25 protein-coding genes and 1 pseudogene are annotated in these 24,230 nt (G+C 37.4%); 1 reads left to right on the plus strand and 25 read right to left on the minus strand.

All coding sequences use genetic code 11. From position 1 onward, the window contains the following. Positions 1-14: 14 nt before the first annotated feature. The 10 genes from ftsA to RK02_RS05710 form a co-directional block, all read right to left on the minus strand. Positions 15-1,352 (minus strand): cell division protein FtsA, encoded by a 1,338-nt coding sequence (gene ftsA, locus RK02_RS05665; RefSeq protein WP_016183290.1) that lies wholly within the window; start codon positions 1,350-1,352, stop codon positions 15-17. Positions 1,353-1,519: 167 nt separating this feature from the next. Then, positions 1,520-2,581: a cell division protein FtsQ/DivIB gene (locus tag RK02_RS05670; protein ID WP_016183291.1), complete on the minus strand. Its 1,062-nt coding sequence runs from the start codon at positions 2,579-2,581 to the stop codon at positions 1,520-1,522. Further along, entirely contained in the window at positions 2,582-3,694 is a 1,113-nt protein-coding gene (gene murG, locus RK02_RS05675; protein WP_016183292.1) for an undecaprenyldiphospho-muramoylpentapeptide beta-N-acetylglucosaminyltransferase, read from the minus strand. A 32-nt stretch (positions 3,695-3,726) separates the two neighbouring features. After that, positions 3,727-5,082: a UDP-N-acetylmuramoyl-L-alanine--D-glutamate ligase gene (gene murD / locus RK02_RS05680; protein ID WP_016183293.1), complete on the minus strand. Its 1,356-nt coding sequence runs from the start codon at positions 5,080-5,082 to the stop codon at positions 3,727-3,729. A gap of 12 nt (positions 5,083-5,094) precedes the next feature. After that, positions 5,095-6,057: a phospho-N-acetylmuramoyl-pentapeptide-transferase gene (gene mraY, locus RK02_RS05685; RefSeq protein ID WP_016183294.1), complete on the minus strand. Its 963-nt coding sequence runs from the start codon at positions 6,055-6,057 to the stop codon at positions 5,095-5,097. A gap of 27 nt (positions 6,058-6,084) precedes the next feature. Continuing rightward, positions 6,085-8,301: a penicillin-binding transpeptidase domain-containing protein gene (locus RK02_RS05690; RefSeq protein WP_016183295.1), complete on the minus strand. Its 2,217-nt coding sequence runs from the start codon at positions 8,299-8,301 to the stop codon at positions 6,085-6,087. A gap of 7 nt (positions 8,302-8,308) precedes the next feature. Next, on the minus strand, positions 8,309-8,722 hold the full coding sequence (gene ftsL, locus RK02_RS05695) for a cell division protein FtsL (protein WP_016183296.1): 414 nt from the start codon (positions 8,720-8,722) through the stop codon (positions 8,309-8,311). Positions 8,723-8,727: 5 nt separating this feature from the next. Then, a complete protein-coding gene (gene rsmH / locus RK02_RS05700) occupies positions 8,728-9,684 on the minus strand; it encodes a 16S rRNA (cytosine(1402)-N(4))-methyltransferase RsmH (protein ID WP_211211269.1) in 957 nt (318 codons plus the stop codon). A gap of 20 nt (positions 9,685-9,704) precedes the next feature. Beyond that, complete coding sequence (mraZ, locus tag RK02_RS05705; RefSeq protein WP_016183298.1) at positions 9,705-10,136, minus strand: division/cell wall cluster transcriptional repressor MraZ; 432 nt, start codon at positions 10,134-10,136, stop codon at positions 9,705-9,707. Between the two features lie 181 nt (positions 10,137-10,317). After that, a complete protein-coding gene (locus tag RK02_RS05710; RefSeq protein WP_016183299.1) occupies positions 10,318-10,677 on the minus strand; it encodes a DUF3397 family protein in 360 nt (119 codons plus the stop codon). 190 nt (positions 10,678-10,867) lie between these two features. Here RK02_RS05710 and RK02_RS12125 point away from each other — a divergent pair, with 190 nt between their 5' ends. Beyond that, entirely contained in the window at positions 10,868-10,984 is a 117-nt protein-coding gene (locus RK02_RS12125) for a DUF4044 domain-containing protein (protein ID WP_016183300.1), read from the plus strand. An 87-nt stretch (positions 10,985-11,071) separates the two neighbouring features. On the opposite strand, the gene recN is transcribed toward RK02_RS12125, so the two are convergent. The 15 genes and pseudogenes from recN to RK02_RS05785 all read right to left on the minus strand — a co-directional run bounded on the left by recN (position 11,072) and on the right by RK02_RS05785 (position 24,022). Further along, complete coding sequence (recN, locus tag RK02_RS05715) at positions 11,072-12,751, minus strand: DNA repair protein RecN (protein WP_016183301.1); 1,680 nt, start codon at positions 12,749-12,751, stop codon at positions 11,072-11,074. 20 nt (positions 12,752-12,771) lie between these two features. Continuing rightward, positions 12,772-13,224, minus strand: coding sequence for an arginine repressor (locus tag RK02_RS05720; RefSeq protein WP_016183302.1), 453 nt, complete (start codon positions 13,222-13,224; stop codon positions 12,772-12,774). A gap of 155 nt (positions 13,225-13,379) precedes the next feature. Then, positions 13,380-14,087: pseudogene (locus RK02_RS05725) on the minus strand (TlyA family RNA methyltransferase); the annotation flags it as partial. A gap of 518 nt (positions 14,088-14,605) precedes the next feature. Continuing rightward, the gene (locus RK02_RS05730; RefSeq protein WP_016183305.1) at positions 14,606-15,478 is read right to left on the minus strand and encodes a polyprenyl synthetase family protein; all 873 of its coding nucleotides are present in this window, start codon (positions 15,476-15,478) and stop codon (positions 14,606-14,608) included. Then, positions 15,465-15,698, minus strand: a complete 234-nt coding sequence (locus tag RK02_RS05735; protein ID WP_018451627.1) for an exodeoxyribonuclease VII small subunit — start codon at positions 15,696-15,698, stop codon at positions 15,465-15,467. Before RK02_RS05735 ends, RK02_RS05730 begins: the two co-directional genes overlap by 14 nt. Then, positions 15,698-17,032, minus strand: coding sequence for an exodeoxyribonuclease VII large subunit (gene xseA, locus RK02_RS05740; protein ID WP_016183307.1), 1,335 nt, complete (start codon positions 17,030-17,032; stop codon positions 15,698-15,700). Before xseA ends, RK02_RS05735 begins: the two co-directional genes overlap by 1 nt. A 5-nt stretch (positions 17,033-17,037) precedes the next feature. Further along, positions 17,038-17,883, minus strand: a complete 846-nt coding sequence (locus RK02_RS05745) for a bifunctional methylenetetrahydrofolate dehydrogenase/methenyltetrahydrofolate cyclohydrolase (RefSeq protein ID WP_016183308.1) — start codon at positions 17,881-17,883, stop codon at positions 17,038-17,040. 122 nt (positions 17,884-18,005) lie between these two features. Next, complete coding sequence (gene nusB, locus RK02_RS05750) at positions 18,006-18,461, minus strand: transcription antitermination factor NusB (RefSeq protein ID WP_016183309.1); 456 nt, start codon at positions 18,459-18,461, stop codon at positions 18,006-18,008. Further along, positions 18,454-18,879 (minus strand): Asp23/Gls24 family envelope stress response protein, encoded by a 426-nt coding sequence (locus tag RK02_RS05755; RefSeq protein WP_016183310.1) that lies wholly within the window; start codon positions 18,877-18,879, stop codon positions 18,454-18,456. Before RK02_RS05755 ends, nusB begins: the two co-directional genes overlap by 8 nt. Positions 18,880-19,017: 138 nt before the next feature. Further along, complete coding sequence (locus tag RK02_RS05760; protein WP_016183311.1) at positions 19,018-20,082, minus strand: M24 family metallopeptidase; 1,065 nt, start codon at positions 20,080-20,082, stop codon at positions 19,018-19,020. 125 nt (positions 20,083-20,207) lie between these two features. Beyond that, positions 20,208-20,585, minus strand: coding sequence for a DUF956 family protein (locus tag RK02_RS05765; RefSeq protein WP_016183312.1), 378 nt, complete (start codon positions 20,583-20,585; stop codon positions 20,208-20,210). Positions 20,586-20,730: 145 nt separating this feature from the next. Then, positions 20,731-21,642, minus strand: coding sequence for a PTS system mannose/fructose/sorbose family transporter subunit IID (locus RK02_RS05770; RefSeq protein ID WP_016183313.1), 912 nt, complete (start codon positions 21,640-21,642; stop codon positions 20,731-20,733). 18 nt (positions 21,643-21,660) lie between these two features. Further along, complete coding sequence (locus RK02_RS05775) at positions 21,661-22,458, minus strand: PTS mannose/fructose/sorbose transporter subunit IIC (RefSeq protein ID WP_016183314.1); 798 nt, start codon at positions 22,456-22,458, stop codon at positions 21,661-21,663. Between the two features lie 35 nt (positions 22,459-22,493). Then, the gene (locus RK02_RS05780) at positions 22,494-23,480 is read right to left on the minus strand and encodes a mannose/fructose/sorbose PTS transporter subunit IIA (RefSeq protein ID WP_016183315.1); all 987 of its coding nucleotides are present in this window, start codon (positions 23,478-23,480) and stop codon (positions 22,494-22,496) included. Between the two features lie 56 nt (positions 23,481-23,536). Then, complete coding sequence (locus RK02_RS05785; RefSeq protein ID WP_016183316.1) at positions 23,537-24,022, minus strand: PTS sugar transporter subunit IIB; 486 nt, start codon at positions 24,020-24,022, stop codon at positions 23,537-23,539. Positions 24,023-24,230: the final 208 nt, after the last annotated feature.

Consider the following 24,230-nt stretch of genomic DNA (forward strand, 5'->3'; position numbering starts at 1 on the left):
TGCCTCCTAACAAATTAGTCAAAAAAGTTTGAGAAGAAATGTTTAATCTTATCGGTCACATTACCTTCTGCTTTAGGTTCTTGTTCTTCATAATATGAAGTTTCAGGTTCTTCATAGGTTTGTTCATAAACTGGCTCCGGTGTAACTGGTGCAGCTACCGGTTGAGAAACCGTGGTAGTCGTAACTTTTTCGCCAGTAATCGCTGAAACAACGACTTGGGTAATATCACTCATGTTTGCTGAATATTCAACTAAACTAATGACGTTGGTAAAGACTGGATTTCTTAGTCCCATATGATTTGGCACGTGTAATTTAACAGGTACACCTAAAATTTCTTGTGCTAAGTCAACCACACCAGGTAGACTAGCTGCACCACCAGTTAAGACTACACCACCTGGTAAATCTAGGGCATCAATTTCATCTAACACATCTTTGGCTTTCGTAAAGATTTGTTCCATACGTGCTTCAATAATTTCTGATAAGTAGCGTTCATCAATTTTAACTGGCTCAGCCTTACCAATGACATCCACTGGGAATTCTTCACTAGCAGAAGTACGTGCTGGATAAGCATCGCCATAATTAATTTTCAAAGCCTCTGCATTATTAAATGAAGTATTTAACACAGTTGAAATATCACGAGTGACAAATTCGCCACCTTCTTGATTCACATGTGTAAACTTCAATTGTTTATCATGCATCACAGCAGTCGTTGTCTGACCACCACCAATATCCATCACGATGGTACCAAAATCTTTTTCACCATCAGATAAAATAGATTCAGTTAGAGCTAGTGGGGTAATTACTGTTTGACCAATTACTAAACCAGCTTTTTCGACACATTTGCGAATGTTATGTATGATGGTCTTAGGTCCAGTAAACATAACACCGTACATTTCTAAACGTACACCAATCATGCCACGTGGATCTTTGATGCCTTCAAAGCCATCAACTGTAAATTCTTGTGGTAAGACAGCAATGATTTGTCTTTCTGGTGGAACTGAACGTACCAAAGCCGCCGAAGCTACATTACGAACATCCTCACTAGTAATTTCTTTTGAATCATTGTTTACCGCAATCATTCCTTGACAATTTTCAACCTCTAAAAGATTAGCTGGTATGCCAACGTTTACCGTACGAATTTGGATACCGGCCTTTTCCTCAGCCTGAGCAACTGCTCGTTTGATTGCTTGAACTGTTTTTTCAATATCAACAATAATTCCGCGATTGATTCCTTCTGATTTTGCGTTCCCGACACCGATAATGTTCATTTGGCTATCAACATATTCTGCGACAACGACTTTTACTGATGTCGTACCAATATCAAGCCCGACATAAATTCCCGTTTTTGCCATGGATGGGGCTCCCTCCTAATTTTTAACTATCAATAGAACAAATTTGTTCTGAATAACTTTTTTGAGTTTTCACTGTTACCAATTCTAACACATTTGTACCACTTTTAAAAAGTAGCTAGCAAGAAATTATACAAAAAAAGCGCTAAATTATCAAATTTTTTTAAAATTTACTCGGTAACCTCAGATGAAGTAGTTGCCTCAGTAGAATCACTACTACTTTCACTTGTGCTTGGATAAGGGTAGCTAAAAATTCCTACTTCCATATCAACAACACCTGGTGTCGTCAAATTAGCAGCTACCTGCGCATAATAGGGCATTCTTTGAACCAATTGATCACGATTAATTAACACTTGATTCCCATCATTCATAATTAAAGTCAACAGTTCGTTGTTATCACTTCTTGGAGTGGACTTAATTTGTGAAATGCTTTGTTTAATCTCTTGTGATAGTCGCTCGTAGGCCTGTAATGTTTTTAAAATCGTTGTTTGTTTTTTAAAGCCCTCTAAGATTGGATAAGTTGCTTGTGGTTGATCAGTTGATTGATCGATAACCTTGCCGTTTTCTAAAATCGTATAATAACGATTATCCTTTAACAAATATGCTACTTCTGGATACTCCTTAATCTCAAGTTTAAAATGATTAAAATCAGTAATGCTTACACTAACGGACTTAATCCAAGGAGATAATTTTTTTACTCGTGTTTCATTCTTATCACGGTTAAAATATTGCTCCCATAATGGCTCGCCGACTTTAAATTGAGCGGTCTGCACGATAGCTTGTGCATTCACGGCCTTATTCCCACTCACCTCAACTTTTGCTAGTTGCCCTAAAGGAGAAATATAGTATAGACAAAAAATCAGTGGGATAGCCAAAATGCCAACAATCAAGCCTAAACGTCGAAATAGTTTTTTCTGACGATAATCTTTCATTTTGGGTAACTTATCTGAAAAGCTAGTCTTCTCTTTTTCCGCTTTAGCCTTGTCATTTAGCAGACTACCTTCAAGTGTAGCATTTGTTTCATCCTCTAGTTCATCTGGCGTTACAGCATCTGCCTGTTCTTCTAACGTTTTTTCTTCCTGTTTAGCCATCAACTCATCCATCAAACGCTTTTCTTCTAAATAACGCTGATGGGCCTCTTGCCAGGGAGTTAGTTTTTTTGATTCATTTAAATGTTGATTCTTCTGCGATTTGTTAGCTGCCTGTTTCGTTTTCTTAGTAATGGTGTTCACCTACTTTGAATGAGAATATTCCTGAATCAATGCTTGCACAATTGCATAAAGTCGCTCTGAAGCATCTGTAATCCCTTGAGACTTAGAAGCCTTAGCCATATTTTTTTGCTTATCTGCATCATTCATAATCCGATCAATCGCTGCAACCAAGCTAGAACCAGTTAGCTGATTATCGGCTATGACTACCGCAGCACCAACTTTTTCTAAGCTTTTTGCATTCTTAGTCTGATGATCATTGGTGACATACGGACTTGGAATTAAGATTGCCGGCAAGCCTAGTGCTGTTAATTCCGCAATTGAAGTAGCGCCAGCCCGACCAATTAACAAATCACAATTGCCCATTACCTCTGCCATATTGTGAATGTAAGGTTGAATGCTGATGTTTTTAAAAGCATCCTTAGACATGCCAATTTCTTCTTCAATTTGGCGATAATAGCGTTCCCCAGAAGCATATAACACTTGATAATCCCTTTTGGCTAATTCAGGTAAAGCGGAGATAACGGCTTGATTGATTTTTAACGCTCCCTGACTTCCCCCAAAAATCAAGACAGTCGGAATGCTTGGCTTTAGGCTATATTGGCTCAATACATCCGAGCGCTCAATTCCTTGCATTTCTTGCGCGCGAGGATTTCCTACCAGCACTGTCTTATGTAGCGGAAAATACTGTCCCGCATCAGAAAAAACAATCCCCACTTTATCAACAAAGCGTGATAAAAATTTATTGGTAATACCTGGTACACTATTTTGCTCATGAACAATGGTTGGAATTTTTAAACGGCTAGCTGCATAAACAACCGCTCCAGAAACATATCCCCCTGTACCAATCACTACATCCGGTTGAAATTCTCTTAAAATTTTTTTGGCTTGAAAATAGCTCTTCAAAAATAATTGAATGGTTTTAAAATTATCTAATGACAAGCTTCTTTTAAACCCTTGAATTTCCAAAGTCTTAAAAGGTAGACCAGTCTGAGGGATAATTTTATTCTCTAAGCCTCTTTTCCCACCTACATACATAAATTCACATGTAGCATCAATCGATTGAACGTATTTAATAAAGGCAAGTGCCGGATAAATATGACCGCCTGTGCCTCCACCGGTAACTAAAATTTTCATATATAGCCTCTTTCAATGATTTATTTCCATATTTATAATGCATTGACTGCATCCATGAATTTTTGTCCTCTAATTTCAAAATTAGGGTATTGATCCCAACTAGCATTAGCTGGTGAAAGCAAGACAATATCGCCTTTGATTGCTTTTTGATTAGCTAATTTTGCCCCAGCTACCACATCTTCAACCATTGTGATATCGCTAATGCCCGCTTTTTTAGCCGCTTCTTGTAATTTTCCCTTGGTTTCCCCAAAGAGAATAATTGCTTTTAAACCAGTTAAGGTTGGGACTAAAGCATCAAAACTATTACCACGATCTAATCCACCCGCTAATAAAATGACCTTAGTGCGATCAAAACCAGCTAAAGCTTTTTGCGTAGCTAAAATATTTGTAGCTTTTGAATCATTATAATATTTTACCCCAGATACTTCACGAACAAACTGGGTGCGATGAGCAACACCATGAAAGTTTTTTAAAGCAGTGGCAATCGCTTTAGTTTCTTGATTTTGTAATTTTCCTACCGCGATAGCAGCTAAGGCATTTTCGATATTATGTTTCCCAGGAACGCCTAATTCGTCAGCGTTTAAAATGAATTCATCTTGATAATATAAAGCCCCATCAGCTAAATAGGCACCTGCTACTTTTTCTTCAGCAGAAAATGGAATGACTGTTGCTTTGGTTGTTTGAGCTAATTCTCTTAGCTCTGCTTGTTGCCAATTCAACACAAGAAAATCATGAGCATCCATATTTTTTTGTAAATGCCATTTTGAGGCGACATAATCTTCACGACTACCATGATAATCCAAATGCGCTTCATATAAATTGGTAATTACCCCGATATGTGGATGAAATTTTTCAATTCCTTTTAGTTGGAAGCTAGATAGCTCCATTACTAAAACATCCTCTTTTTGCGCTTGGCTAGCCACATTGCTAGCCGGAAAGCCGATATTACCGGCTAGACGCGCCTGACCGAGTTTGCGCTCTTGATTTAAGACATTGGCAATCATGGTGGTAGTAGTAGTTTTACCATTTGTACCGGTAATACCGATAATTGGGGCTTCCGATACTAAATAAGCTAGCTCTACCTCGGTAATCACCGGGATGTTTAACTCAAGGGCCCGCGCGACCATTGGCTGTGTATACGGAATACCTGGGTTTTTCACCATCAAGGTAAAGCCTTCATCTAATAATTCGATTGGGTGACTACCAGTAATTACTGTCACACCCAATTCCAGTAGCTCTTGAGCCTCTGGATTTTCATTAAAAGGTTTTCCGTCATTAACGGTAACAAGTGCACCCAAATTGTGTAACAATTTGGCCGCACTTACTCCACTTTTAGCTAGTCCTAAAACTAATACTTTTTGATTATTCAATTGATTGATTGATTTCATAATAGTCATCTCCTACAATACAACAAATAGTGTTATTACTGAACAGATTAATGCAACAAGCCAAAAGACAATGTCAATCTTCCATTCAGTCCAACCGCTCATTTCAAAATGATGATGAATCGGTGACATCTTAAAAATCCGTTTACCTGTTAATTTAAAAGAAGTCACTTGCAACATGACACTAGCCGTCTCGATGACATAAATCAAACCGACTAATAATAAGGTCCATTCTTGATGTAATAAAATGGAAACAGCCGCTAATAATCCACCTAATGCTAGCGAACCAACATCACCCATGAAAATCTTGGCTGGTTTGTGATTGTAAGGGAAAAAGCCAATTAGACCACCAACAACACTGATACAAACAATCAAAATATCATATTGTTTTTGGTAAAAAGCGATGATGGCATAGGTTAAAAAGGAGATAGTCCCTAAACCGGCAACTAAACCATCAATACCATCAGTTAAATTGACTGCGTTGGAAAAACCAACTAACCAAAAAATAATAAATAATCCATAGAAATAGGATAATGGAATCTCAAAGGTAAAGAAATTTAGGACATTTGCTTGATGATCCATTAGAAAAACGATATAAAAAACAACTCCACCAATAATTTGACCAATTAGCTTTTGTAAAGAAGTCAGACCAAGATTACGCTTTTTGAAGATTTTAATGAAATCATCTAAAAAGCCCAGGGTTCCATAAAGGAAAAAGACAAACAATAAAATAAACATTGTTGGTGTCAATTCCCCTAACCAGATTGCCACCCAAATGGCTGTGAGGATTGCCGCACTTACAAAGACAAAGCCCCCCATCGTCGGTGTTCCCGCCTTTACATTATGCCATTTAGGGCCTTCATCCCGAATTTCCTGACCATATTTTTTTTGAATAAAATATTCAATAAACAAAGGCATAAAAGCAAAGGTTATGCCAAAGCTACTTGCTAGTGGTAAAATCATTTTGGTTAATTCCATCATTTTTCTCCTATTACAACATTTTCATTAATTTTCTTTCAAGGTAAAGCTTAGCGTATCGCCAGTAATGGTTTCGTATGGCTGAATACTCTGGCTCACACAATAGCCACTACCTTCCAGCTTTATTTTCAAGTCCAACATACTCGTTAGCTTAATCAAATCAGCTTTAGACCAACCAGAGACATCCGGCATATAGTACTGCTCACTTTTGGTTTTTAAAATAATCTTTTCATTTGGTAAGACTTTAATCCCTGCTTTAATCGATTGAGTAGTAACCTTTTCGCCACTACCTAAAACAATCACTTCTAAGCCTTGTTTTTCAGCCTGATTCGCTGCCTCAATTGCTGACATTCCTTCATAATTGGCCACTTTAATTTTTTCGTTGCTCTTTTCTTCAGTAGTGTCAGCTAATTGATCGGTATCTAATAAATCCATCGCCCGTTTTAACAACGGATTCCCTACGCTAGGTAAAGCTGTTCCATCATATTCTTTTGGTAATTTAATGGTTAGATACAAGACGTATTCAGGCTCTTCGGCTGGAATCATTTCAACAATCGAATAAAGATAATCGTTGCTACCTTTAAGGTATCCACCAGATTGTGAAGCAACCTGCGCAGTCCCTGTTTTAGCTGCAATCGTATACCCTGGCACACTATACTTACCATAGGCGCTACCATAATCCTTGCTTTCAACAACGTCTCGCATATATTCTCTGACCTTACGAGCAGCTTGTTCACTAATCGGTTTACCCACCACTTCCGTATCTGTTACAACACGCTTATTGGTAGTATTATCCACGATTTCTTTAATAAAATGTGGTTTTACCATCGTTCCATTATTGGAAACAGCGGTAAAAGCTTGGAGCATTTGGAAATTGGTTACCGCAATCCCTTGACCAAAGGAACTCATCGCCTTAGATACGACATTATCTTCTGGTAAAATACCTGAACTTTCGCCTAAAATACCGGCATTCGTACTTTGACCAAAACCAAATTGTTTCAAATATCTTTGCCAGCGATCTTGCATCCGTTGTTCTAGAATAACCATTCCTTTATTACTTGACCAAGAAAGCGCCTGACGCATGGTCAAGGTTCCTAACGCACCATGATCCCAGTCATCAATCGTTGTATCAGCAATCTTAATCGTCCCTGAATTAAAGGTCTCATTTTCATTAAAAATGCCTTGGTCAATCGCTGCCGAAGTCGTCAATATCTTCATCGTAGACCCCGGCTCATAAGTATCTTGTAACAGTAGATTTAACCAAGTGAAATCATCGCCGCCTAATGTTGATTTATCTTCTGGATTAAATGACGGTTGTTGCGCCGCTGCTAAGATTTCACCAGTTTTTGCATTCATCAAAACGCCAGTCATATTTTCCGGCTTATTCTTTTGATAAGCTTCAGTTAATAATGTGTCTAAATAGCTTTGTAGGCGACTATCAATCGTTGTATAAATGTCCTTCCCGTCAATTGCCGCTTGTTTTTGTGCAACAGTTCCAGGCAATGGATTTTGATAGTTATCCTTTTGATAGGTAATCTTCCCATCTTTTCCTTTCAACACATCATTATAGGCCTCTTCAATTCCTAATTTACCGACTAATCTTTCTTCATTATCCTTCGTTTCAATATCCGCATAACCGATGAGGTGTGAAGAAAACTGACCATTTGGATAAATTCTTGAAGGGTGATCATTGAAATATAAGCCTTTGCTTCCCTGACGCTTTAATTCAGCTTCGATTGCTTCTTTTTGCTGTAAAGTAATATTTTTAGCAGCCGAAATTTCTACCTGATAAGGTCGAGGATCCGTCTGATAAGCATTGTTCAATACTTTTAGGACACTTGCTTGATCGATACCGGTCTGCTGATTTAAAACCTGGGCGATAATGGCAAAATCACTTTTTTCAGCATATAATTTTTTCTTTCCTTGTACATATGTTTTTGAAAAGACCACATATGCCGAATAAGAAGTCGCATCTTCTGCAATCGCCACCCCATTTCGATCATAGATCGTACCACGCTTGGCAGGGATAACTTCCGATCCTTTATACAACTCGGCAGTTTTCTCTTTTAACGAAACATCGCCTACTTTTCCGACTAAAACAATGTAGCTAAAGCGTATCGCAAATAAAAAGAACAACGCAATGGCGGTAGAAAAGAAGATTATCCCTACTTTTTTGCGGTTGTTCATCGTGGATTGATTTTTTTTACGAATAAAATCCTTAATTTTTTTATATCTTGAACTCATTAATTTTTTACTTCACTTTCTTTAAATTATCATCATTAATTGATAACCCTAATTTCTCAGCAATTTGTTTAATTCGTTCAGCTTTAGAAAGCTCATTTTTTTCTTGCTGTAAGCGAGTAATATCTTTTTCATTTGTACTAATTTCATTTTCGACAATGGTAATGTTGTGTTCTAATTGATTAACTGAGGTACGAACATAAATCATTCCCAATGCCAATAAAACAACTGATACCAACAACAAAAAAGCCAATGTCTTTTCCAACAGACTAATTCTTTTTAGTTTTAAGGCTGGTGATTGAGGGGCAATAGCAACTTTTGGTCGTTGAACTTCATCAATTGAGAGATAATTCACTTGTTCAATCGGTTGTTCGATTGGGCTATCTAAATCAAATGAATAATCTTCAAATTTCAATTCTGCCATTGTTACTACTCCTCCTCTCTTAATTTCTCAGCAATTCGTAGCTTTGCACTACGCGAACGGTTATTTTCTAATAATTCTTCCTGACTAGCAACGATAGGTTTTCTAGTAATCAACTTCAAAATAGGCTGTGCTTCTTCTGGAATAACCGGTAATCCTGGAGGCACATCTTTAGGTTGACTATATTCTTTAAACATCGTCTTAACGATTCGATCCTCTAAAGAATGGAAGGTAATCACACTGACTCTACCACCCACCTTTAAGAGCTGAATGGCTTGTTCCAAAGAATCTTCAACTGCCCCTAATTCATCATTGACCGCAATCCGTACAGCTTGAAAGATTCGTTTTGCCGGATGTCCACCGGCTCTTCTAGCGGGCGCCGGAATCGCTGTTTTGATAATATCGACTAACTCACCAGTTGTAGCAATTGGTTGAAGCTGTCTTCTTTTTTCAATTTCTCTAGCAATCTGTTTAGAAAATTTTTCTTCTCCATAACGGAAAAAAATCTTCACTAATTCGTGATAGCTATACTCATTAATGACATTATAAGCGCTAAAATCAGCACTTTGATCCATGCGCATATCTAACGGCGCATCTTGATGGTAACTAAAACCACGACTGGCTTCATCTAACTGTGGAGATGAAACACCCAAATCATAGATAATCCCATCGACTTTTGTCACGTTTAATTTCGCTAACTGATCAGCTAACTCTCTAAAATTAGCACGAATAAAGGTCACCATCTTTTTTTCAACATACTGAGCTAAACGTTCCTTTGCATGTGCAATCGCTAGCTCATCTTGATCAAAACAATAAAGATGGCCATTGGTTAATTGTGACAAAATATATTCACTATGACCGGCACCACCTAATGTGCAATCCACATAGATACCGTCTTCTTTGATAGCAAGACCATCAACTGTTTCTCGTTTCATTACAGTATAATGCTGGAATGACACCATTATTATAAATCCTCATTTCAATATTATAGACCAAAATCAATCATTGACTCAGCAATTTCATCAAAGCTTTCTTCAGCTTCAGTCGTAAATGCTTGCCAACGTGCTTCATCCCAAATTTCAATTCGGTTACTTACCCCAATGATGACACAGCTTTTTTCTAACTGTGCATGGGTTCGTAAGGTTTGGGGAATATTAATGCGCCCTTGTTTATCAATTTCACACTCCGTCGCTGCTGAATAGAAGAAACGAACAAATAAACGAGCGTCTTTCTTAGCTAGTGGCATTTCATTTAGTTTTTCTTCGAGCTTGTTCCACTCATCTAGAGGATAGCCAAATAAACAGCCGTCCAAGCCCCGTGTTACAACGAAGGTTTCACCTAATTTTTCACGAAACTTCGCTGGGACAATTAGCCGGCCTTTCGCGTCTATTGAATGTTGAAATTCACCCATAAACATCGAAAGTTCCTCCATTTACCACTTAGTAACCTAAGTCTACCACATTCCCCCACTTTCTACCACTATTTCTATAACATTTAATCGAACTTAATAAAAAAAAACAAAAAAATTCAAATTTGAAGACTTTTAAAAGTTTTTATAAAGATTCTTGCCGTTTTTAAGCCTTTTCACCTCGACAAACTTAAAAAATAGCGACAAACAATAAAAAGAAATACAAAGCAGCTAATAAAATAAATAAAAAGCGCCAAAACATTTTTAAATAGAAGCGATAAGCAATTTCATCATAAAAATAAGCCTGTACTAAGGCTACACCAATGCCTAAAACCAAAGCTGAAATCAATAAATAAGGCCAGACACTTTCATTAAATAAAAGCTTGACAATATGATTTTCAACGAAAAATAAAATAGGCACCATAATATCAACTAGGCGTACTTTCAAATATTTTTTTAAACGAAAACGTTGAATGACATAATTCAATCCCATAAATATAATGATAGGTGATACAAACCAAATAAATACAACCAGTGTTGAGTGATCCATAAATCTAATCCTTTCTACAAACATCCATTCTATAATATACAACAAATACGTTACATCCTTGTTGCAAACTTTTTAAAAATATATTTAGTTCAACAATTTTTTAAATTCCTTTTGCAATATTCATTAAAAGCTTGAGTTCTAACCTAAATGGTTGTAAACTGAAACCAAATAAAGATAAAGGAAGGCTACTATGAACGAAAAGAAAAAATTATCTACCTTTGAAAAAATTACCAAAGTAGTAGTGTGGTCAATGTTAATTATCACAATCGGCGGTGTCTTACTTTCTGCCGTTGCCGCCTTAATGTAAGGTGAGCAGCCAATATAAGCCCATAAAAAAAGCTGTTGCTGACAAGGATTTGATTCTAAGCAACAGCTTTTATTTTATTTTGCTTGTTTATTTAGCCTGCAAGCTAGTAATTAATTCTTTCGCATGCTCGATGGTTAACGGAGTAATTTCAGCCCCTGATAGCATCCGAGCAACCTCTTGTACTCGCTCTTGTTCGTTTAATGGTTGAACAATTGTCGTGGTTCGGCCATCTTGAACAGTCTTTTTAATAAAATACTGATTCGTTGCGGCAGCTGCTACTTGTGGCAAATGGGTAATACAAAGGACCTGTGATTGCTGAGAAATTTTGAAGATCTTCTCAGCAATTGCCTGTGCGACGCGCCCACTTACACCAGTATCCACCTCATCGAAAATAATACTAGTCATTTGTTGAGCCTTAGAAAAAATTGCTTTTAAGGCCAATAAAATTCTAGATAGTTCTCCACCAGAGGCCACCTTCACTAGTGGCTTTAAGGGCTCACCAGGGTTAGTGGTTAAATAAAATTCTACCTGATCCATTCCTTGAAGGTGTAGCTGGTGTTTGTCTTTAAAAAAGCGAACCTCAAATTGGGTATTTTCTAAATACAGCTCTTTTAGCTCCTGCATGATTTCTTTCGATAAGTGATGGGCCATTTGGTGTCGCTGATGACTAATTTGTTCAGCTTGCTGCCACAAGCTTTGTTCCAATGCTTTACATTTAGCTTCTAATCTTTCTAGCTGATCTTCTGTCTGAGTCGCATTTCCTAACTCATCGGTAATTTCAGCTAAATAATTTAAAATTTGCTCAATATCTTGACCATATTTCCGTTTTAATTTTTTGATCACACTTAGCCGTTGTTCAATTTCATCTAGGCGCGCTTCATCTAGCTCCAAACCATCTATTTGCTTGGCAATCCCTGCTGAGACATCTTGCAATAGATAATAAGCGGACTGTAGTTGTTCACTTAATTCCTCGTAATCAGTATCCAAATGCGCAATCTCTTGTAATTGACCACCAACTAAAGACAGGGTATCCATTAGATTTGGCTCTTCTAAGCTTAGAATCGCCCGACTTTTAGCAAAAGCATCCATGATTTTTTGAAAATTTAATAATTTATCCCGCTCTTCAAGTAATTGATCTTCTTCTCCTGGCAAAAGTGCGGCTTGTTCAATTTCCTCTTTTTGAAATTTCAGCATATCCAAACGCTGAACATACAGCTGCTCATTATTGCGGATTTGTTGAACCTGCTTACTTAACTGTTGATAGGTTGTAAATTGTTCTTGATAGTCAGCTAATTTTTCCTTAAAGTCATCACTGCCTAAAGCATCAACAAAGCTTAAATGCTTATCCGCTTGTAATAATTGTTGGTGATCATTTTGCCCTTGAATATCAACTAAATAACTACCAATCCGTTTTAAATTGGCCAAGGTCATCGTACGACCATTCACTCGACAAAAGCTCTTGCCACTTCGTACTAAATCACGTTGAATAATTAAGACCCCTTCATCCAAATCTAGACCGAGCTCTTTAGCCAAACTAGTAAATTCAGCTTGTACAGGTAATTCAAAAATTCCTTCAATTACCGATTTATCCGCCCCTTGACGAATAAATTCACTAGAACCTCTCGCACCGGCTAATAAAGACATAGCATCAATAATGATGGATTTACCTGCCCCGGTTTCTCCTGTCAATGCCGTCATGCCTTCTTGAAAGTGTAAGTGTAGCTTGGGAATGATGGCAAAATTTTGAATGGATAATTCCAAAATCAAGATTCTCACCTCAGTTTGATTTATTGACGATACTGTTGCAAACGTTGATAGCACGCTAGACAAGCTGCTTCTTCTTTAAAAATCATCAACACACTATCATCATCATTTAGTAAACCAAATAATTCATTTTTAAAGCATTTATCTGATAAATTACCAATTGCCGAAGCATTACCAGGAATCGTTTTGACGATGATCATTTTATCCATTTGATCAATACCTAAACAAGCGGTCTTTAATAAGCGCAATAAACGATTAAAGCTATCCTCTGGCGTTTCAGCTGGCAAGCTATAGCGATAGCCTCCAGAAGCAGCTGGTACTTTGATTAATTTTAATTCTTTTATATCTCTAGAGACAGTTGCTTGGGTAACCTCTACTGAATAGTTACGCAATAATTCAACAAAGTCTTCTTGTTTTTCGATTTCATGTTCTGTCAGTAACTTAGTAATTAAGCGATGTCGATCTTTTTTTCTCATTCAAGCCACGTATTAACCACTGCTAACCGTGGTTCCCTCCTTTGTATTTAAATATTTATTTTTATACACTATTTTCTTCAGTATTCTGATTATATCATGCTTATACAAAAAAAGAACCCTCAAAAATTGGGTTCTTAGATAATTTTTATGCAAAATTAACCTAGTAAATGTTGATGCGCTGCTTGAATCGTTGCTAATACATCTACTCCATCAGCAAGCTGTGGGGTCGCTTCTTTTCTTAAATGGATTAAAAATTCGATATTCCCTTCCCCACCAGTAATTGGTGAGTAGCTTAAATTTTTCACTGAAAAACCATTGGCTAAGGCTAGCGCTATCGTTTGATTAATCACACTTTCATGCACCTTTGGATCACGAACAACACCGTGTTTCCCCACAAATTCCTTACCAGCTTCAAATTGTGGTTTAATTAAAGCCATCACATCGCCTTGATCCACAATAATTTGAGCTAATGGGGGCAAAATTAAAGCTAATGAGATAAACGACACATCAATCGTTGCTACACTAGGTAAGCCATCAAGAAAATCAGTTGGCTGACTATAACGGAAATTCGTTTTCTCCATCACAACAACACGTGGATCTTGTCGAATTTTCCAAGCCAATTGATTATAACCAACATCTAAAGCATAGCTTAATTTAGCTCCGTTTTGTAAGGCAACATCGGTAAAGCCTCCAGTTGAAGCACCGATGTCTAGCACAATTTTATCCTTTACATCAAAATCAAAAATTTGCAAGGCTTTTTCTAATTTCAAGCCACCTCTAGATACATAGGGGAGTTTCTTCCCTTTTATTACTAGCTCTGTCGATAGTGGGATTTTTTCACCAGGTTTATCTAGGCGTTCATGCTTGTCGGTCTGAATCCAAATGGAAGGTGTTCACATTAAGTCGTTAATTTAATGCAGTTCTCTAATGAACTTCTGTATGTTTCCATACAGCACAGACTATATCTTCAGCTTCACCATAATGTGTTAAGCGCCACTTACTTCGGATGACTTCATCCTACTCCTAAAAGGATAGTCGTTGAACGTTACTCTATTCAAGTCTTCGCTGCTGATTATCGATTCTTACAGTTCTTAGGATTTAACCTTAAACCATCTGACGAATTTTTTCTGCTTTCGCCACGTTCACGCTTAAGCCTCTTTCATCTTTACGTTGTCGTTCCGTCAGCTTTACGACTTTCCAGCAATTCAAGTGGAATGAATGAACCATCATTCATCATATACAAATTTCTCTATATATTTACTACTTATTAATAAACCAAGCCCGCCATAATGCCACGCTTTGCCTGTTCGCGGCTATCAAATAAACCTTGCATCACTGCTAGTACATCTACACGTTCTTTCTTCATATTCTCATCCTCATCTCAATCAATTTTTAGGCGATGAATTAGTGATTGTAGCAGGTAGGTTTCAGCACCACTTGCAGCTAATTTTGCTAATAGTTCATCGGCTTGTGCCAAACGCTGAGCAAAAGCCTCTTTCGCCCGATCAATCCCTAATAATTGCGGATAAGTACTTTTTTGTAATGCCTCATCACGATGCACGACTTTGCCTAATTCTTCGGTTGTAGAAAGGACATCTAATAAATCATCGCGAATTTGAAAAGCAACGCCCACTTCTTGACCTAATTGCTGACATAAGATTTGTTGCTCATGACTTGCTTCTGCCAAAATAGCCCCAAACAAAAAGGCACATTCGATTAATTTTCCAGTCTTTCGGCGATGAATAAACATCAAATCATTTAAAGCTAGCTGTTTTTCTTCAGCCAAAATATCAGCTGCCTGTCCAGCCACCATCCCGCTTGCGCCAGCTGACTCAGCTAATAAACGAATTAATCGTAGACTCTGCTTACTAGAAAGTGTTAAGTGACTTAATAATTCAAAGGCCATTGTCAGAAGGGCATCACCGGCTAAAATAGCCATCGCTTCACCGAAGACTTTATGATTGGTCGGCTTACCACGACGTAAATCATCATCATCCATCGCTGGTAAATCATCATGAATCAATGAATAGGTATGAATCATTTCGATTGCAGCAGACGCGCGATAGGTATTCCAATCAATTTTTCCACCTAAAGCTTCGGTCACCATCAACACAATCTGCGGACGAATCCGTTTGCCGCCAGCTTGCACCGAATAACGCATACTTTCTTGTAGTTTTTCATCATTTGTATGCGTAACGATAAATTGCTGCATCAATGCTTCAACTTGGGCTAGTTCATGCTCAATGGTTTGCATCACCTTCAACCCCTTCAAATGGCAATTCTTCATCTTGGTCATTCATCATTTTGGCCAAGGTTTTTTCTGCACTAGTTAATTGATCTTTACATTTTTTACTTAGGGCAATTCCCGTTTGAAAAGCCGTTAATGCTTCTTCTAAAGGAACATCGCCACGTTCTAGTCGCTGAACAATTTGTTCTAATTCAGCAATTGATTGTTCAAAGCTTGGTTCACTCATCATTTATCCTCCTGAATTTTTTCTACTTTTGATTGTACTTTACCATCAGCATAGTGAATCGTTAAAAGTTGATTAACAGCTAATTGCTTCACTGATTTAACTACCTTTTCCTCACTTGTTGTATAGCTATAGCCTCTTTGCATAATTTTTAATGGACTTAATAAATCAAGTGAGGCAACTAAATGCTGGAAGGTCTGCAGCTTTTGTTGATAGATGCGGTTGGTTGCCTGATTTAATCGTTCATAGAGATAATCCAGCTTTTGACCCTCAGCTTGTAGGCGATAAATGGGCGTTTGCTGATTTAAGCGTTGCGCTATAAACTGATAAGCCTTTTCCTTCTCTCTTAGCATTGATTGTAGTTGTATATTCAACTGTTGCTGCAAATGATCTAGCTGTAAAACCTTCGCTTCATACAAACGTTGAGGTTGGGTAAAGATATAACTTTGTAATAAGCGGTCTAATTGATGCGTCTTTTTTTGTAATTGGGCTTGAAAAGCTTGAACTAAACGCATTTGTTGCTGGTTAATTTTCAGTACTTCCTCAGTTAAAACCGGCACAGCTAACTCAGCGGCTGCCGTTGGGGTTGGCGCACGCATATCCGCAACATAATCGGCAATCGTCGTGTCAGTCTCGTGACCAACGGAAGAAATAATCGGTGTATTGGTCGCAAAAATTTGCCGAGCAACCACTTCTTCATTAAACGGCCACAAGTCCTCAATCGAACCACCCCCACGACCAATAATAATTGTATCGAAGTTTTGTTGATCTGCCCGTTTTAAGTTTTCAACAATATTCCTTGCTGCTTGATCTCCTTGAACAACGGTTGGGTAAAGAATGATTTGCGCAATCGGATAACGTCTACGAACGGTGGTAATAATATCTCTGATCACTGCACCACTTGGACTTGTCAAGACAGCAATTCGCTTAGGAAAACGTGGAATTGCCTTTTTAGGTGCAGTAAACAAACCTTCTTTGGCTAATTTTTCCTTTAATTGTTCAAAAGCTTGATACAAAGCGCCGATACCATCTGGTTCCATGCGTTCAATATTGATTTGATAGGCACCAGTTGCTTCATAAACCGAAACATAGCCGACAACGAGAACTTTCATCCCTTCTGTTGGTTCAAATTTCACTTTATCAAATGCACTTTTGAACATAACAGCGGAGATCTTCGCATGATCATCCTTTAAAGAAAAGTATTGATGCATCGGCCGCTTACGGAAATTAGAAATCTCACCGGTTAAATAAACGCGTCCAAGATAGGGATCAGCCTCAAATTTACGTTTAATATATTTAGTCAATGCACTGACAGTTAAATATTGTTGTTCTGTCATTTAATCTACTCCATTCTTTTCGCTGCCTCAATGGTTTGCTTCATTAGCATCGTAATCGTCATTGGACCAACGCCTCCAGGAACAGGCGTGATATAGCTACATAATGGGGCTACTTCTGGATAAGCGACATCGCCAATCAGTTTGCCCTCTGCATTACGATTAATCCCTACGTCAACAACTACGGCTCCCTCTTTAATAAAATCCTTTGTCACAAAAGCTGCCCGACCAATCGCTACGACTAAAATATCGGCTTGTGAGGCTACCTGGGAGAGATTTTTTGTTTTAGAATGTGTCAAAGTAACTGTTGCATTTTCGGCTAATAATAAATGCGCCATTGGTTTCCCCACGATATTACTACGACCAATAATCACCGCATTTTTACCAGCAATCTCGATATTAGCAGCTTTCAACATTTCCATAATGCCTGCTGGTGTACAAGGAATCATCGTTGGTTTTCCAGCAAATAAATTTCCCAAATTCATTGGATGAAAACCGTCAACATCCTTTTTAGGATCAATCGCATCAAGAACAACTGCTTCATTAATATGTGCGGGTAAAGGTAACTGAACTAAAATACCGTGAAAGGCTTCATCGCTATTTAATTTTTCAATTTCAGCTAATAATTCCATTTGCGTCGTCGTTTTTGGCAGACGCAATACCTTAGAGTGTAAGCCGATTTTTTGAGCAGCTCGTTCTTTATTGCGCACGTAGACCTGACTAGCTGGATCATCCCCTACTAAAATTACGGCTAAACCAGGATGAATATCATCTTTTGCCAATTCCGCTACTTCCTGTCGCATTTGATTTTGTAATTGTTCAGCTAAAACTTTCCCATTCAATACTTCAGTCATTCTTTTCTTACCCCTTTTTCATATGATTTCTAATGATGAAAAAACCGAAACCTCTAAACTGCTACAAGTAGTTTAGAGTATCTCGGTTATAGCCAATCATCCAATTAAGCAATTGCCTAGCATTACTCACTTTTTTCTTTTAGTTCTTGGTTAATTGCTGATAATACTCCATTAACAAATCGCCGTGATTTTTCGTCACTGAAAGTTTTTGTCAATTCAATTGCTTCATTTAACGCAACTGCATTTGGTACATCTTCAACATAAACCATTTCAAATAAAGCCAATCGTAAAATCGTTACATCCATTTTAGCTAGCCGACTAATCTTCCAACCAGGACGTAGATGACTTTCAATCAACTGATCTAATTGCGCTTGATAATTGCAAACGCCTGATACCAATAAATCTAAATAAGCCGGAACGAAATGTTCATGCTCTTCATCTAATTGATCAAAAAGATTCAAGGTTAAAGCATGATTAATCGCTGACTGCTTAGATAAATCTTGATTAAAAATTAAAGGAAATAAGGCTTGAACAGCCATTTCTCTAATTTGATGTCTTGATAATTCTTTATTACTCATTGTCATCCTCTTCAGCATCAAATAATTCGTCTAAATTCACAGCTTCTGTCTTTTCAGGTACAACCGCAACGACATGTACATTGACCTCAGCTAAGGTTACATCTGTCATGTATAATACTTGCTGCTTAATTTTTTGTTGGATTTCAGTAGCCACTTTAGGTACTGATACACCATATTTTACACTAACATAGGCATCAACCTGAATGCCTTCTTCAGTAGTAGATAGATACACTCCTTTACCATAAACAGAACGACCTAAAAGTTCCGTTACATTATTGGCAAATGAACCTTGCATACGATGGACACCTTCCACCTTTGCAGCAGTAATTCCACTAATAATTTCAATTACTTCAGGCGCGATAACAATTTCACCAAGATCATCTTGAACATCTAATTTTAATGCTTTTTCATCAGCCATCATACTTTCCTCCGTTCCTACATTCAATCTACTTAAAAGAAAACTTCTATTCTTCTAAGCACTAATCATTTTTAGTTTATCATTTTATAGTAAGATTAGCTAGCGCTTGATGCAAAACTCTTGCTAATTCTAAGCTTTTTATAAGATAATCAACTCTTTTGGTGAATGGGTAAGGACTTCATTACCTGTTTTAGTAATTAAAAGATCATCTTCAATCCGTACACCACCGATACCTGGTAAATAAATTCCTGGCTCATCAGTAATAATATTCCCTGGCACAAAAGCTTTATTCGCTCTAAAGGATACATTTGGCCCTTCATGGATTTCTAAACCAATTCCGTGACCGGTTGAATGACCAAAAGCTTCTTTATAGCCAAAGCTAGCGATATGATCTCTAGCTACTGCATCCAATTCAATACCTGTGATTCCAGGTTTAGCTGCTTCAATTACCTTTAATTGAGCCTGTAAAACAATCTCATAGATTTCTTTTAATTTTTCACCTGGATCACCAATAGCAAACGTACGCGTCATATCTGATACATAGCCTTGATAATAACAACCAAAATCAATCGTAATCAAATCATTTTTTTCAATTAGCTTTTCACTGGCTACACCATGTGGCATTGCTGAACGTACACCACTTGCCACAATGGTATCAAATGATACACCACTTGCTCCTAATGAACGCATATAAAAATCTAGTTCATTAGCGACTTGGATTTCACTCATTCCTGGTTGAATATAGTCTAAAATATGTTGAAAGGCTTGATCAGCAATCGCACAAGCTTTTTTGGTAATTGTAATCTCTTGTTCATCTTTGATTTCTCTTAATTCTTCAATTAGCCCACTAACTGGTACTAAAGAAGTCTCAGCAATCAATTCTTCTAATAAATCATAATCCTTAACTGTTACAAAGCTTTCTTCAAAAGCCAAAGTAACTAATTCATCCTGTTGACAAATTTTAGCCACTTCTTCAAAAATATGACCGGTGTTTTTTACTATTTCAAAACCTTTCGCTTGCATACTTGCTTGCTCAGTATAACGAAAATCAGTCACAAAATAGGCTTTATTTAAAGTAATCACTGCCAATCCGGTAGTACCTGTAAAATTCGTTAGGTAGCGTAGATTATATGGACTGGTAATTAAAAACGCTGATAAATCATTTGCTCGCAGTAATTTACGTAAATTTTCTACTCGAATCATTGTATCACCCTTCATTCTTCATTTTTATCTATTATAACAAAGGTTTGGCTAATTGCCTATGTAAACAGTCAAAAAAGCGTAATCAAGTAGTTCTTTTACACCTGCACTACTTAATTACGCTTTTTTTATTTTTTTTTATTTAATGTCCCCTTAATTCCACGAGTTATCATTTGGAAAAAGCTTAATGCCCGAACCATTTTCTTCGGATTAACATAAGCCTGCATTGCACGCAATAATTGTTTGGGATTTTTAGCAGCAAATTGATAGGTGCCATTTTTCTTAGTCTGAATTGCAAACCTTGGAATCCATTTTCCTTTAAAAACAACGGTTGCTACTACACATTCAACTTCTTCCCATGGAATTTGTACAAATTTATTTACATCACGATCATTATAAAACTCAAAGGCTTTATCACCAATCATAATTTCTCCATAATTGGGTAAACCTAAAAATGATGTGCCGTCCATAACTAAATCAACTTTTGTGTTTAATGATTGTACCATAAGTATATGCTAGCTAAAAGCCAGCGCCTCCTTCTTACTCTTTGTTTAAGCATATCATATTTAAAAAATAGAAACCACTAGTAAAAAGGTCGAGAACCTAGCAGCGATTCTCGACCCAATAAACGAATAGAAATATAATTAAAAATTATAAAATGTGTACTAAGTGTCCCACGATACCAACGATGAATAATGCAATGATGATAACAATTGGAGAAACTTTCTTCTTCAATAACCACATGCATAGGAAAGTTAATAGTAATGGAACTAAACCAGGAATTAATGAATCTAAGTTTCCTTGTAATGTTTGTTGTTTAATTGGTTCAAATGCCATACCTGAATTTACTTGTTCAAATAAAGTCTTCAAGCCTTTACCAGACATTTCAACTTTATCCCATTCAATATAAGCACCTTTAGACAATTTAATATTTGCAATTACTGGAGTAAATTTGATTGATACCCAACGTTCTACCAAAGCAGCTAATACGAACATACCCAAGATTGAAGCACCTTTAGTGATGTCTTGTAATAAACCACCTGATAAATCTTCAGTAATTTTTGAACCTGCACGGTAACCAAATTCTTGTGTGTACCACATGAATGCCCAACGAATTACATTCCATAATACGAAGAACAAGATTGGTCCTAAGATATTTCCACCTAAAGCTAGAGATGCCCCTAGAGCCCCTAACATAGGACGTACAGTAAACCAGAATACTGGGTCACCAACACCGGCTAAAGGTCCCATCATACCAACCTTAACCCCTTGAATTGCTACATCATCGACAGCAGCACCGTTTGCACGGTCTTCTTCAAGTGCTAAAGTTACCCCTAAAATAGGAGAAGCTACATATGGGTGAGTGTTAAAGAATTCTAAGTGGCGTTTTAAAGCCGCTTTACGATCTTCTGGATCTTTATATAATTTTTTGATTGCTGGAATCATAGCATAGCACCAGCCACCGTTTTGCATACGTTCATAGTTCCAAGAACCTTGAAGGAAAGTTGAGCGCCATGCAACTGATAAACGATCTTTTTTAGTTAATTCAATTCTTTCAGCCATTATTCATTTTCCTCCTTCTTAATAGTCGTTTAGGATATCGCCTAATGGATCTCCTGAACCAGAATTTCCACCTGCTGAACCAGCATTTTTAGTGATTTGGATGTAAAGTAATGCTAAAGCAACACCGATTACCCCTAAACCAATTAATGTGATTTGAGAAATTGCAGCGATAACAAAACCTAACATGAAGAATGGCCATACTTCTTTAGATGCCATCATATTGATAACCATTGCATAACCTACGGCAACGACCATACCACCACCGATAGACATACCTTCATTTAACCATGCAGGCATTGAATTTAACAATGCTTGTACGCTTTCAGCAGGAATCATCAATAGTAAAGCAGCAGGAATAGCTACACGTAAACCTTGCATACAAATTGCAGCGATTTGCCACATTTCAATTGCACGAATGTTACCATTGTCAGCAGCACGGTCCATAGCATGAACCATAGCAACCGCTAAAGTACGAGCAATCATAGTAATGAATAAACCAGCAACAGCTAAAGGCATTGCAACTGCAAATGCTGCAGGTACCCCAGCAACACCTTTACCACCTAATGCTAAAATAATTGCTGATGCAACAGAAGCTAACGCAGCATCTGGTGCAACGGCAGCACCGATATTTGCCCAACCTAGAGCAACCATTTGAATAGTACCACCTAAAATAATTCCGGCTTCTAAATTACCAGTAACTAATCCGATTAATGTACATGCGACTAGTGGTTGATGGAATTGGAATTCATCTAAGATCCCGCCCATTCCGGCTAAAAAGGCAACCACTACGACTAATACCATAGAAATAATAGACATAATAAACCTCCTATATAAGTACTTTATTTGGTAAATTAAGCATTACCTAATTCTGATTTTGCTTTTTGTAATAATGCATCCATATTATCTTTTGCATCATTAGGTACTTTACGTACGTCAAATGTTAAGCCAGCTTTTTTCAATGTTTCAAATGATTCTACATCTTTTGCATCCATTGATAATACTTTGTTAACAAGTACTTTACCAACTGAGTGAGCCATTGAACCTACATTTAATTCTTTGATTTCTACGCCACCTTCAACTGCGCGAACAACGTCTTGTGGGTTTTCAAACAATAGTAATGCTTTAGTATTACCAAAACGAGGATCTTTTGCTACTTCAATCATTTTAGCAACTGGTACAACATTTGCTTTTACTCCTGGAGGAGCAGCTTGTTCGATTAATTTCTTACGTAAATCGTCTTTTGATACTGCATCAGAAACAACGATAATACGGTTTGGTTGTGTAGCTTTAGTCCAAGCTGTTGCCACTTGTCCGTGTAATAGACGAGAGTCCACACGAGCCAATACATATTTGATTTTTCCATCACCAAGAACTGTTCCTGGAGGGATTGCTCCAACTGGACCTTGTGCAGCAACGGCTGCTTTTTCTTCTTTTGGTTCTAGTTCTTCAGGTTTCACTTTCACACCATCTTTTGCAGTAGCGATAATGTGCGCTGCAATTTCGTGTGCAGTGTTCATTGAAAAACGTGAAGCATAAGCTTCAATTACCATTGGTAAATTCATACCGGCAACAATTGCCCATTTGTCTTTGTGTGCTTCAAGCAAGCTGTTTGCTTGGTTGAAAGGTGTGCCACCCCAAAGATCGACTAAGAATAATACTTCGTCTTGGTTTTCGAAAGTAGCAATCGCTGCTTCCATTTTTGCTTTTACATCATCTGGACCTTCGCTAGGCATCAATGTTACAGCTGCAACATTTTGTTGTTCACCAAAGATCATTGAACCAGATTGTAAAATACCATTTGCGAATTCCCCATGACTTGCTAGGATAATTCCTACCATCTTCATACCTCCTATTGATAAATTTAACCTTAACCAACGAATACTTCTTTATTTACTCATCGAAATCTTGAAAGTAAATCCATAAAATTTACTTTGCGATCGGCTGGTACCTGGCGTACTTCTAATTCTATCCCTTGCCCATACAAATATTTAAATGCTCGTACGTCGTCTTCACTCAATGAAATGACATTGGTAAGCATCTTTTTGCCAGCTGCAAAACGCATCCCACCAATATTCACCGAGGAAAATCGAATTCCCGCTCGTACCAGTCGTTCGACATCTTGAGGACAGGTAAATAATAACATGACTTTTGCATTTAAGAATAAAATGTTATGAAACACCTCAAGCATCTTATCAATAGTAACGACATTCGCCTTAATCCCAGGTGGAGCTGCTTGATTCAATAAGAATTTTTGCATCTCGTCCTGGGCGACAACATCACTCACCACGATAATACGTTCAATACCGGTTTGCTTTGCCCAAACCGTCGCAACTTGACCGTGGATTAAGCGATCATCAATTCGAACTAAACGGACATCCATACCAAACGCTCCTTAGTAAATTTAGCACTCACTCAAAATTTCTCCCTTAGTGTTCCTCCCTCCTTTGTATTCACTTATATATAAGCAAGATGCGTGCCAACTTTTTAATTAATACACTCCTTAAAAAAGTCTTAAAAATCAACAAAAAAGCAATACACTAAAAAGATACACTACCATCTTTGATAGTGTATCTAGTGTATTGATCTTT

Source organism: Enterococcus columbae DSM 7374 = ATCC 51263 (assembly GCF_000406925.1).
Classification (GTDB): domain Bacteria; phylum Bacillota; class Bacilli; order Lactobacillales; family Enterococcaceae; genus Enterococcus_E; species Enterococcus_E columbae.

What these genes read in the sequence shown, in the direction of transcription:
- RK02_RS05690 (WP_016183295.1), bottom strand. Translation starts at nt 8,301, where the DNA reads ATGAGTTCAAGATATAAAAAAATTAAGGATTTTATTCGTAAAAAAAAT.
- RK02_RS05780 (WP_016183315.1), bottom strand. Translation starts at nt 23,480, where the DNA reads ATGGTAGGAATTATCCTAGCAAGTCATGGGGAATTCGCAAATGGTATT.
- ftsA (WP_016183290.1), bottom strand. Translation starts at nt 1,352, where the DNA reads ATGGCAAAAACGGGAATTTATGTCGGGCTTGATATTGGTACGACATCA.
- murD (WP_016183293.1), bottom strand. Translation starts at nt 5,082, where the DNA reads ATGAAATCAATCAATCAATTGAATAATCAAAAAGTATTAGTTTTAGGA.
- mraZ (WP_016183298.1), bottom strand. Translation starts at nt 10,136, where the DNA reads ATGTTTATGGGTGAATTTCAACATTCAATAGACGCGAAAGGCCGGCTA.
- RK02_RS12125 (WP_016183300.1), top strand. Translation starts at nt 10,868, where the DNA reads ATGAACGAAAAGAAAAAATTATCTACCTTTGAAAAAATTACCAAAGTA.
- mraY (WP_016183294.1), bottom strand. Translation starts at nt 6,057, where the DNA reads ATGGAATTAACCAAAATGATTTTACCACTAGCAAGTAGCTTTGGCATA.
- murG (WP_016183292.1), bottom strand. Translation starts at nt 3,694, where the DNA reads ATGAAAATTTTAGTTACCGGTGGAGGCACAGGCGGTCATATTTATCCG.
- xseA (WP_016183307.1), bottom strand. Translation starts at nt 17,032, where the DNA reads ATGACAGAACAACAATATTTAACTGTCAGTGCATTGACTAAATATATT.
- RK02_RS05730 (WP_016183305.1), bottom strand. Translation starts at nt 15,478, where the DNA reads ATGCAAACCATTGAGCATGAACTAGCCCAAGTTGAAGCATTGATGCAG.
- RK02_RS05720 (WP_016183302.1), bottom strand. Translation starts at nt 13,224, where the DNA reads ATGAGAAAAAAAGATCGACATCGCTTAATTACTAAGTTACTGACAGAA.
- RK02_RS05785 (WP_016183316.1), bottom strand. Translation starts at nt 24,022, where the DNA reads ATGGATGTCCGTTTAGTTCGAATTGATGATCGCTTAATCCACGGTCAA.
- RK02_RS05710 (WP_016183299.1), bottom strand. Translation starts at nt 10,677, where the DNA reads ATGGATCACTCAACACTGGTTGTATTTATTTGGTTTGTATCACCTATC.
- ftsL (WP_016183296.1), bottom strand. Translation starts at nt 8,722, where the DNA reads ATGGCAGAATTGAAATTTGAAGATTATTCATTTGATTTAGATAGCCCA.
- RK02_RS05735 (WP_018451627.1), bottom strand. Translation starts at nt 15,698, where the DNA reads ATGAGTGAACCAAGCTTTGAACAATCAATTGCTGAATTAGAACAAATT.
- RK02_RS05755 (WP_016183310.1), bottom strand. Translation starts at nt 18,879, where the DNA reads ATGGCTGATGAAAAAGCATTAAAATTAGATGTTCAAGATGATCTTGGT.
- nusB (WP_016183309.1), bottom strand. Translation starts at nt 18,461, where the DNA reads ATGAGTAATAAAGAATTATCAAGACATCAAATTAGAGAAATGGCTGTT.
- RK02_RS05775 (WP_016183314.1), bottom strand. Translation starts at nt 22,458, where the DNA reads ATGTCTATTATTTCTATGGTATTAGTCGTAGTGGTTGCCTTTTTAGCC.
- RK02_RS05770 (WP_016183313.1), bottom strand. Translation starts at nt 21,642, where the DNA reads ATGGCTGAAAGAATTGAATTAACTAAAAAAGATCGTTTATCAGTTGCA.
- RK02_RS05760 (WP_016183311.1), bottom strand. Translation starts at nt 20,082, where the DNA reads ATGATTCGAGTAGAAAATTTACGTAAATTACTGCGAGCAAATGATTTA.
- RK02_RS05745 (WP_016183308.1), bottom strand. Translation starts at nt 17,883, where the DNA reads ATGACTGAAGTATTGAATGGGAAAGTTTTAGCTGAACAATTACAAAAT.
- RK02_RS05765 (WP_016183312.1), bottom strand. Translation starts at nt 20,585, where the DNA reads ATGGTACAATCATTAAACACAAAAGTTGATTTAGTTATGGACGGCACA.